The sequence below is a fragment of the Streptomyces zinciresistens K42 genome (assembly GCF_000225525.1).
In the GTDB taxonomy this organism is placed as follows: Bacteria; Actinomycetota; Actinomycetes; order Streptomycetales; family Streptomycetaceae; genus Streptomyces; species Streptomyces zinciresistens.
In genome coordinates this window covers 1-8,004 of sequence record NZ_AGBF01000254.1, presented here as the reverse complement: position 1 = coordinate 8,004, position 8,004 = coordinate 1, and the positions used below count along the sequence as shown (strand labels likewise).

At 71.7% G+C, this 8,004-nt stretch carries 10 protein-coding genes; 6 read left to right on the top strand and 4 right to left on the bottom strand.

Going from position 1 to position 8,004, the window contains the following annotated elements; all coding sequences use genetic code 11:
- Nucleotides 1–19: 19 nt before the first annotated feature.
- Both SZN_RS33520 and SZN_RS33515 read right to left on the bottom strand, forming a co-directional pair.
- Nucleotides 20–532: a sigma factor-like helix-turn-helix DNA-binding protein gene (locus SZN_RS33520; RefSeq protein WP_007503914.1), complete on the bottom strand. Its 513-nt coding sequence runs from the start codon at nucleotides 530–532 to the stop codon at nucleotides 20–22.
- Between the two features lie 249 nt (nucleotides 533–781).
- Nucleotides 782–1,282, bottom strand: coding sequence for a MarR family winged helix-turn-helix transcriptional regulator (locus tag SZN_RS33515; protein WP_043734445.1), 501 nt, complete (start codon nucleotides 1,280–1,282; stop codon nucleotides 782–784).
- A 165-nt stretch (nucleotides 1,283–1,447) separates the two neighbouring features.
- On the opposite strand from SZN_RS33515, the gene ilvA reads away from it, so the two are divergent.
- The 4 genes from ilvA (at nucleotide 1,448) to SZN_RS33495 (ending at nucleotide 5,259) form a co-directional block, all read left to right on the top strand.
- Nucleotides 1,448–2,686, top strand: coding sequence for a threonine ammonia-lyase (gene ilvA, locus SZN_RS33510; RefSeq protein WP_007503912.1), 1,239 nt, complete (start codon nucleotides 1,448–1,450; stop codon nucleotides 2,684–2,686).
- A 185-nt stretch (nucleotides 2,687–2,871) separates the two neighbouring features.
- The gene (locus tag SZN_RS33505) at nucleotides 2,872–3,855 is read left to right on the top strand and encodes a daunorubicin resistance protein DrrA family ABC transporter ATP-binding protein (protein ID WP_007503911.1); all 984 of its coding nucleotides are present in this window, start codon (nucleotides 2,872–2,874) and stop codon (nucleotides 3,853–3,855) included.
- Nucleotides 3,852–4,658, top strand: coding sequence for an ABC transporter permease (locus tag SZN_RS33500; protein ID WP_007503910.1), 807 nt, complete (start codon nucleotides 3,852–3,854; stop codon nucleotides 4,656–4,658). Before SZN_RS33505 ends, SZN_RS33500 begins: the two co-directional genes overlap by 4 nt.
- Nucleotides 4,659–4,836: 178 nt before the next feature.
- A complete protein-coding gene (locus SZN_RS33495; protein WP_244313464.1) occupies nucleotides 4,837–5,259 on the top strand; it encodes a pentapeptide repeat-containing protein in 423 nt (140 codons plus the stop codon).
- Nucleotides 5,260–5,600: 341 nt separating this feature from the next.
- Here the strand turns inward: SZN_RS33495 and greA are convergent, their stop codons facing one another.
- Nucleotides 5,601–6,101 carry a transcription elongation factor GreA gene (gene greA, locus SZN_RS33490; protein ID WP_007503908.1) on the bottom strand — a complete coding sequence of 167 codons (501 nt, stop codon included), beginning with the start codon at nucleotides 6,099–6,101 and terminating at the stop codon, nucleotides 5,601–5,603.
- A gap of 211 nt (nucleotides 6,102–6,312) precedes the next feature.
- Nucleotides 6,313–6,711 (bottom strand): DUF4307 domain-containing protein, encoded by a 399-nt coding sequence (locus tag SZN_RS33485; RefSeq protein WP_007503907.1) that lies wholly within the window; start codon nucleotides 6,709–6,711, stop codon nucleotides 6,313–6,315.
- A 223-nt stretch (nucleotides 6,712–6,934) separates the two neighbouring features.
- Between SZN_RS33485 and mca the strand changes: the two genes are divergently transcribed.
- Together mca and SZN_RS33475 are read left to right on the top strand one after the other, a co-directional pair.
- Entirely contained in the window at nucleotides 6,935–7,795 is an 861-nt protein-coding gene (mca, locus tag SZN_RS33480; RefSeq protein WP_043734440.1) for a mycothiol conjugate amidase Mca, read from the top strand.
- On the top strand, nucleotides 7,788–8,004 hold a 217-nt coding region (locus SZN_RS33475; protein WP_043734449.1), incomplete at its 3' end, for a hypothetical protein. The genes mca and SZN_RS33475, both read left to right, overlap by 8 nt.

Here is an 8,004-nt window from a genome sequence, read left to right as displayed (position 1 = left end):
GCCTCGCGCTGCGCGCGGTTCACGGCGACACCGCCTTCGCGCCCGGCACGGCCTGCGCGGCAGGGCGCGGCGGCTCCAGCAGGGCCGCCGTGGCGCGGGCGCAGATCGCCTCCACGCGCTCCCTCGGCAGACCCAGCAGCGCCGCCGTCTGCTCCTCGGCGACCCCCTCGTACAGCCGCAGGACCAGGACCAGGCGTTCCCGCGGCGAGAGCCGGGCGAGGGGACCGGCGGGGCGGCGGCGGAACCGGCCGAGGTCGACGGGACCGCCGTACCGGTGCCAGGCGGCCCGCGCGAAGCGGGCGGCCAGCTCCTGGCGGGCACGGTCGTAGGGATCCTCGCCGCGCAACCGGTCCCAGCGCGCGTACGTGTGCGCCAGGGACAGCGTCAGCAGGCGCCGCGCGCGCGGATTGCCGTGCGGCGGCTCCGCGGTGAGCAGGGTCGCGGCATGCAGCAGCCGCCCAGCCGCGCCCGCGACGAACGCCTCGAACTCCCTGTCGCGGCGGGCGTCCCGGAGCGCACGCCGTTCTCCCACCGCCCCTCCCGCCTGACCGCGTTGCGAGGACCGGGCCCGGACAGTGCGCGGGGCCCGGTTTCATATGAGGCCAGCGGCGGCCCCGGGTCAAGGGCCGGGAACCGGTCACCCGCACGCGCGCGTGCCGGGAAGGCGGCCACTGCGGCGAAGGCTCCGGCGGGATCACCCCGCACGCGCGTGCCGCTCCCGAGAAGACCCGCGGCGGGCGGCGCACCCCCGCCGCGCCGGCGCTCCCCGGGGCCGTGCCGGTCAGGACGGGGCGTCCGTGCCCGCGGCCCCCTGGGGCGCCATCCGCGAGGACAGGGCGGTGTTGAAGCGGGTGAGGAGCGTGCAGAACGCCGTACGCTCCTCCGGGGCCCAGTCCTGCGTCAGCTCGGCCATCAACTGGCGCCTGGACGCCCGTACTTCGTCCAGCCGGGACTGCCCGCGCGGGGACAGCTGGAGCACCACGGCACGGCCGTCCTCGGGGTGCGAGGTGCGCTTGACCAGCCCCGTGTCGACGAGCGGCGCCACCTGGCGGGTCACCGTCGACGAGTCGATCCCCATGCTCGCCGCGAGCGCCTTGACGCCCATCGGGCCTTCCTTGTCGAGGCGGTTGAGCAGCAGATACGCGGCGCGGTCCATGGAGTTGCGCACCTGCCCGACGCCGCCGAGCCGGGTCTGTTCGGCACGGCGGGCGAACACCGCCACCTCGTGCTGCAGCGTGTCGAGGGGACCGCTGTCGGCGACGCTCGTCATGTCCATCGACATTCCAGGTGTTGTGGGCATGGCCGGGGGCTCACTTCATGAATGGGGGGTGCTGGGTTGGGGGACAGGGTACGCGGCCGGGCCGCGGGGCGTACCGGCGCTGCGCAAACCCGTCTCGGTGCTTGGTCACACCGCGGTGCGACGGCTGTGAACTGCGAGACTCGAGGCATGAGCCACCGCACGGCCCCCCTTCCGCCGCTTCCGCCGCCCGTCACCCTCGACGACGTGCGCGGCGCGCGGAAGATGCTCGCGGGGGTGGCGCGGATGACGGCGATGGAGAGCAGCAGGCACCTCTCCCGGATGGTCGGCGCGCCGGTGCACCTCAAGTGCGAGAACCTCCAGCGGACCGGTTCGTTCAAACTGCGCGGCGCCTATGTGCGGATCGCCGGGCTGCTCCCGGAGGAACGGGCGGCGGGGGTCGTGGCCGCGAGCGCGGGCAACCACGCGCAGGGCGTCGCGCTCGCGTCGTCGCTGCTCGGGGTGCGCGCCACGGTGTTCATGCCGAGGGGCGCCCCGCTCCCGAAGATCAGCGCCACCGAGGACTACGGCGCCGAGGTGCGCCTGCACGGCCAGGTCGTCGACGAGACGCTCGCCGCCGCCCAGGATTACGCGGCCGACACGGGCGCGGTGTTCATCCACCCCTTCGACCACCCCGACGTCATCGCGGGCCAGGGCACGGTCGGGCTGGAGATCCTGGAGCAGTGCCCGGAGGTGCGCACGATCGTCGTCGGCATCGGCGGCGGCGGGCTCGCGGCGGGCATCGCGACGGCGGTGAAGTCCCTGCGGCCCGACGTGCGCGTCGTGGGGGTGCAGGCGGCGGGCGCCGCGGCCTATCCGCCCTCGCTGGCGGCGGGCCGCCCGGTCGCGCTCGACGGTCCGGCGACCATGGCCGACGGCATCAGGGTGGGCCGGCCCGGCGACCTGCCGTTCCGGATCGTCGGCGAGTTCGTCGACGAGGTCCGCACCGTCAGCGAGGACGAACTGGCCGCGGCGCTGCTGCTGTGCCTGGAGCGGGCCAAGCTCGTGGTCGAACCGGCGGGGGCGAGTCCCGTCGCGGCGCTGCTGGGCGACCCCGGCGCGTTCGGGGGGCCGGTGGTGGCGGTGCTGTCCGGCGGCAACGTCGACCCGGTGCTGCTGGAGCGGGTGCTGCGGCACGGCATGGCGGCGCAGGGCCGCTACCTGGCCGTTCGGCTGCGGCTGACGGACCGGCCGGGCGCGCTCGCGGCACTTCTCGGCACGTTGTCAGCGGTCGACGCCAACGTCCTCGATGTGAGTCACGTACGGACCGATCCGCGGCTCGGGCTCACGGAGGCGGAAGTGGAGCTGCACCTGGAGACCAAGGGTCCCGCGCACCGCGCCGAGGTCGGCCGGGCCCTGCGCGAGGCGGGCTACACCGTCATCGGCTGAGCCGCGGGCCGGGGCGGGAGGCGGCCCGGGGAGCCCTGTCGCTCGTTCGTGAAAATCCATTGAGAGACGCGATACATCGCGTTACGGTGGCAGCGCCCGGTGTGATGTGGCTTCGGGTCACAGCACCGGACGAACAGTGCAAACCTAGGCTTCCCGAAGATTTCCCCGACGACGTGGAGATTCATATGCCAGGCGCCATCTATGCCGAAGGCCTGGTGAAGACCTTCGGTGACGTAAGGGCTCTGGACGGCGTCGACCTCGACGTCCCCGAGGGCACGGTCCTCGGTCTGCTCGGGCCGAACGGCGCGGGCAAGACCACAGCCGTCCGCTGTCTGACGACGCTGCTGCGCCCGGACAGCGGCTCGGCGGTCGTCGCGGGCATCGACGTCCTCAAGCAGCCCGACGCCGTACGCCGCTCGATCGGCCTGTCCGGCCAGTTCGCCGCGGTCGACGAGTACCTGACCGGCCGCGAGAACCTCCAGATGGTGGGCCAGCTCTACCAGATGAGGGCAAAGGCGGCGAAGGCCCGCGCGAGCGAGCTGCTGGAGCAGTTCAGCCTCGCCGACGCCGCCGACCGCCCCGCCAAGACCTACTCCGGCGGCATGCGCCGGCGTCTCGACCTCGCGGCCGCCCTCGTGGTCTCACCGCCCGTGATGTTCATGGACGAGCCGACCACCGGCCTGGACCCGCGCAACCGCCAGATGCTGTGGGAGGTCATCAAGCGGCTGGTCTCGGCCGGGACGACACTGCTGCTGACCACCCAGTACCTGGAGGAGGCCGACCACCTGGCGCACGACATCGCGGTCGTCGACCACGGCCGGGTCATCGCCCAGGGCACCTCCGACCAGCTCAAGGCCCGCACCGGCGGGGAGCGCGTCGAGGTCGTGGTGCACCAGCGCGAGGACATCCGCCCGGCGTCCGAGGTGCTGAGCGGTTTCGGCAAGGGCGAGACAGCGGTCGAGGTGCACACGCGCAAGCTCACGGTGCCCGTGACCGGAGGCGCCAAGCTCCTCGCGGAGGTCATCCGCGAGCTCGACTCCCGGGGCATCGAGATCGACGACATCGGCCTGCGCCGCCCCACCCTCGACGACGTGTTCCTCTCCCTGACCGGACACGTGGCCGAGACGAAGGACGAGGACGACACCCAGGCCGAGGAGGCAGGCAAGTGAGCGCCGTGAACGACTCCCTGGTCATCGCCCGACGGAACCTGATTCGGATGACCCGGATTCCCGAGATGCTTCTCTTCGGTGTCATCCAGCCGGTGATGTTCGTGGTCCTCTTCACGTACGTCTTCGGCGGCTCGCTGAAGATCGGCACCACCACGGACCCGGACGTCTACAAGAACTTCCTGATGGCGGGCATCTTCGCCCAGACCGTCACCTTCGCGACCGCGGGGGCGGGAGCCGGCATCGCGGACGACATGCACAAGGGGCTCATCGACCGCTTCCGCTCACTGCCCATGGCGCGTGGCGCCGTGCTCACCGGGCGCACGGTGGCCGACCTGGTGCAGACGGCGATCACCTTGCTCGTCCTCGCGATCGTCGCCCTGATCGTGGGGTGGCGGCCCGGCTCCGCGGAGCCGACCAACCTCGGGAAGATCCTGGGCGCCTTCGGCCTGCTGCTCCTGCTCGGATACGCGTTCACCTGGATCGGTGCTCTGATCGGGCTGAGCGTCCGGACACCGGAGGCGGCCACCTCCGGCGGACTGATCTGGCTCTTCCCCGTGACGTTCATTTCGATCGCTTTCGTGGATTCCAGTCAGATGACCCCCTGGCTTCGGCACATCGCGGACTGGAACCCCTTCAGCGCCACCGTGCAGGCGTGCCGCCAGCTCTTCGGCGACCCCGGCTTGTCGCAGTCCGGCGCCTGGCCCATGCAGCATCCGGTGTGGGCGTCGTTGATCTACTCGATCGTGATCGTCGCGATCTTCCGCACTCTCGCCGTCCGCAAGTACCGCCGGGCGAACGGCTGACCGCTCTGCCTTCGCGGAGCCCGTTCGCCAGGGTCGGCCGCTCGTCCGTGGCCTCCGGTCCGCCGCCGCACTCTCCCGCGCGACAGCCCGGGTGCGCCCGGCGCCCCGCCCCTCCCGGGGGACCGCTGCCGGGAAATGCCGACGACAGCGGTCCGCCAGGGCTGGCACGATGCCCCGCATGGGCAGAGGGGCGGCGGTGAAGGAAGACCTTGCGTCGCGCCCTCGGTATGCGGCTCTGCGCCGGGAGTCCTTCGCGGGCGCTGATCTCGTCTCGGTGCACCTGCGGCAGTTGCGGTTCACCCGGTGCTCGTTCCGCGGGGCCGATCTGCGTCACGCCACCCTGGACGGCTGCACCTTCACGCTGTGCGATTTCGGCGGTACCCGGCTGCGCGGTGCCTCCCTGCGAGGGGTCTCCCTGGCGGGCTGCGACCTGACCGGTGCCGATCTTCGCGAGGCGGACCTGAGCCATGCGCACCTGGGCCAGGTCCGCACCGGCCTCCCGCCGCGCGGGCTGACCGACACCACCGGCATCAGGCTCGACCACGCGGTCCTGCGCGGCCTCGATCTCGACCAGGTCATCGGCTGGCCCCTCACCGAGTGATCAGCCGCCGGCCGAGGCGCGTGGGCCCGCCGCCGTAGCCGGTGCGCGGGGTCCGCCGCCACCGCCGGCGCGGGGTCCGGTGGCAGCACCGGCGCCGGGTGCGTCCGCGGGCCGTTCGGCCCGCCGTCCCGCTCCGGGCGTGCCCTCTCCCGGATGGGTGCGCCGTGCCCGCGCACCGGGACGTGAGACACCGGGCACCCGCCGCCGCGGTCCCCGTCGGCTCCGTGCCCGCGCGCACCGGGAGGAGCGCCGCCGCCCCCCAGACGACGAGCCCCCGTGCCGTGGGGCGGCGGGGGCTCGTGGGAGGGGATGCCGGACGGGTGTCGCCGCCGTGGGGCGGGTCAGCCGCTGTAGGGCTCGGCCTTGAGGATCCGTACGGACGCCGTCCTGCCGTTCGGCAGCTCGTACTGCGCGTCCTCGCCGACCTTGTGGCCGATCACGCCGGAGCCCAGCGGGGACTGCGGCGAGTAGGTCTCGATGTCGGAGCTGGCGTACTCGCGGGAGGCGAGCAGGAAGGTCGTGGTGTCGTCCTCGTCGCCGTCGAAGGCGATCGTGACGACCATGCCCGGCGCCACCGCGCCGTCCGCGGAGGCGGGCGCCTCGCCGACCTGGGCGTTCTCCAGGAGCTGGGTCAGCTGGCGGACCCGCAGCTCCTGCTTGCCCTGCTCCTCCTTGGCCGCGTGGTACCCGCCGTTCTCGCGCAGGTCGCCCTCCTCGCGCGCGGCCGCGATCTTGGCTGCGATCTCCGTGCGCGCAGGACCAGACAGGTACTCCAGCTCGGCCCTGAGCTGGTTGTACGCCTCCTGGGTCAGCCAGGTGACGTTCTCGCTGGTCTGGGTCACAGGTGCTCCTCGTCGGTACTGGGAATACAAAGCATCGCCCTACCCAGAAGAATGTTCCTTCACGGAAGGGCGAAACCACGAGCCTAACAATTCCGTGGCCGAAGGGGGAGGACATAAGCCATCAGATTCACATGAACGCAGGTCAGTGCCTACGCGATCCGGACCGCTCCGGTCGGTGTCGATCAGCCTCGACCGGAAACGGTCAACGGCATCAGTCGGGATAGCAGCCGAGCAGCTCGGCCGTGGTCCCCGGGGACGTCGTGCGGAGCGTCACTACCCGGTCGATGCGCGTGGCGTCGCCGGTGAACCGGAAGTCCGCCCGGCCGACCTCCGCACCGCTCTCCGCCTGGGAGCGGACCGTGCAGTAGCCGGAGGCGCCGGCGTCCTTGCGGACCTCCAGATGCACCGTCACGGCGGTCTTGCCGGGGGAGAACTTGATGACTTCCCCGCTGATCTTGTTCTGTCCGACGTAGTACCACGCGAAGTAGCCGATCAGGGCCAGCAGCAGCGCACCGAGCACGGCTCCGACGATCTTGAGCGTGCGGTCGGCGCTCTCCTCCGACGAACGGCCGTACCGGTTGTCGGGCAGCCGCGTGCTCGTCGTGCTCATGATCGTCCTCTCGCCGGGGCGGGACGGTCGTCCCGGAAAACGGGGCTGCCGGGCCGTACCCGGAATTATCCGCCCCCCGATTCGGTCACTATAGAAGCCGCCCGCCCGCGGCCTGAGCACCACCCCTCACCCGACGTCCCGCGGGACGGCACCCACCGACTGCGCCGGTTCACACCGGGCGCCGACTTACGAGGATCGAGTCTTGACTGACCAGCTGCGACTGATGGCCGTCCACGCCCACCCCGACGACGAGTCGAGCAAGGGCGCGGCGACCATGGCGAAGTACGTGTCCGAGGGGGTGGACGTGCTGGTGGTGACCTGCACGGGCGGGGAGCGCGGCTCCGTCCTCAACCCGAAGCTCCAGGGCGACGCCTACATCGAGGCGCACATCCACGAGGTGCGCAAGAAGGAGATGGACGAGGCCCGCGAGATCCTCGGCGTCGGGCAGGAGTGGCTCGGCTTCGTCGACTCCGGTCTGCCCGAGGGCGACCCGCTGCCGCCGCTGCCCGAGGGCTGCTTCGCGCTGGAGGACGTCGACAAGGCGGCCGGCGAGCTGGTGAAGCAGATCCGCTCCTTCCGCCCCCAGGTGATCACCACCTACGACGAGAACGGCGGCTACCCGCACCCCGACCACATCATGACCCACAAGATCTCGATGGTGGCCTTCGAGGGCGCGGCGGACACCGGGAAGTACCCGGAGGCCGAGTACGGCACGGCGTACCAGCCGCTCAAGCTCTACTACAACCAGGGCTTCAACCGCCCCCGCACCGAGGCACTGCACCACGCCATGCTGGAGCACGGCCTGGAGTCGCCGTACGGGGACTGGCTCAAGCGCTGGGACGAGTTCGAGCGCGTCGAGCGCACGATCACCACGCACGTCCCGTGCGCCGACTTCTACGAGATCCGCGACAAGGCGCTGATCGCGCACGCCACGCAGATCGACCCCGACGGCGGCTGGTTCCGCGTCCCGATGGATCTCCAGAAGAAGGTCTGGCCGACGGAGGAGTACGAGCTCGCGAAGGCTCTCGTCGCCACTTCCCTCCCCGAGGACGACCTCTTCGCGGGCATCCGCGACAATGCCTGACATGAGCGTAAGCGCAACTCTGGCATCGGCACCGTTCGTCACCCTCGCCAAGGAGGTGGACCCCAACAAGGTCACCCCGGGCGTCCTCGGCTTCATCGTCTTCGCCGTGTTGGGTCTCGCGGTGTGGGGCCTGATGAAGTCCATGAACCGGCACATGGGGCGCATCGACTTCGCCGCGCCCCCGGCGCCCGAGGCGGACGCACCCGCCG

Excerpts from the sequence above, each read along its gene's own strand:
- mca (WP_043734440.1), top strand. The coding sequence starts at position 6,935 with ATGGCCGTCCACGCCCACCCCGACGACGAGTCGAGCAAGGGCGCGGCG.
- ilvA (WP_007503912.1), top strand. The coding sequence starts at position 1,448 with ATGAGCCACCGCACGGCCCCCCTTCCGCCGCTTCCGCCGCCCGTCACC.
- SZN_RS33495 (WP_244313464.1), top strand. The coding sequence starts at position 4,837 with ATGGGCAGAGGGGCGGCGGTGAAGGAAGACCTTGCGTCGCGCCCTCGG.
- SZN_RS33505 (WP_007503911.1), top strand. The coding sequence starts at position 2,872 with ATGCCAGGCGCCATCTATGCCGAAGGCCTGGTGAAGACCTTCGGTGAC.
- SZN_RS33515 (WP_043734445.1), bottom strand. The coding sequence starts at position 1,282 with ATGTCGATGGACATGACGAGCGTCGCCGACAGCGGTCCCCTCGACACG.
- SZN_RS33485 (WP_007503907.1), bottom strand. The coding sequence starts at position 6,711 with ATGAGCACGACGAGCACGCGGCTGCCCGACAACCGGTACGGCCGTTCG.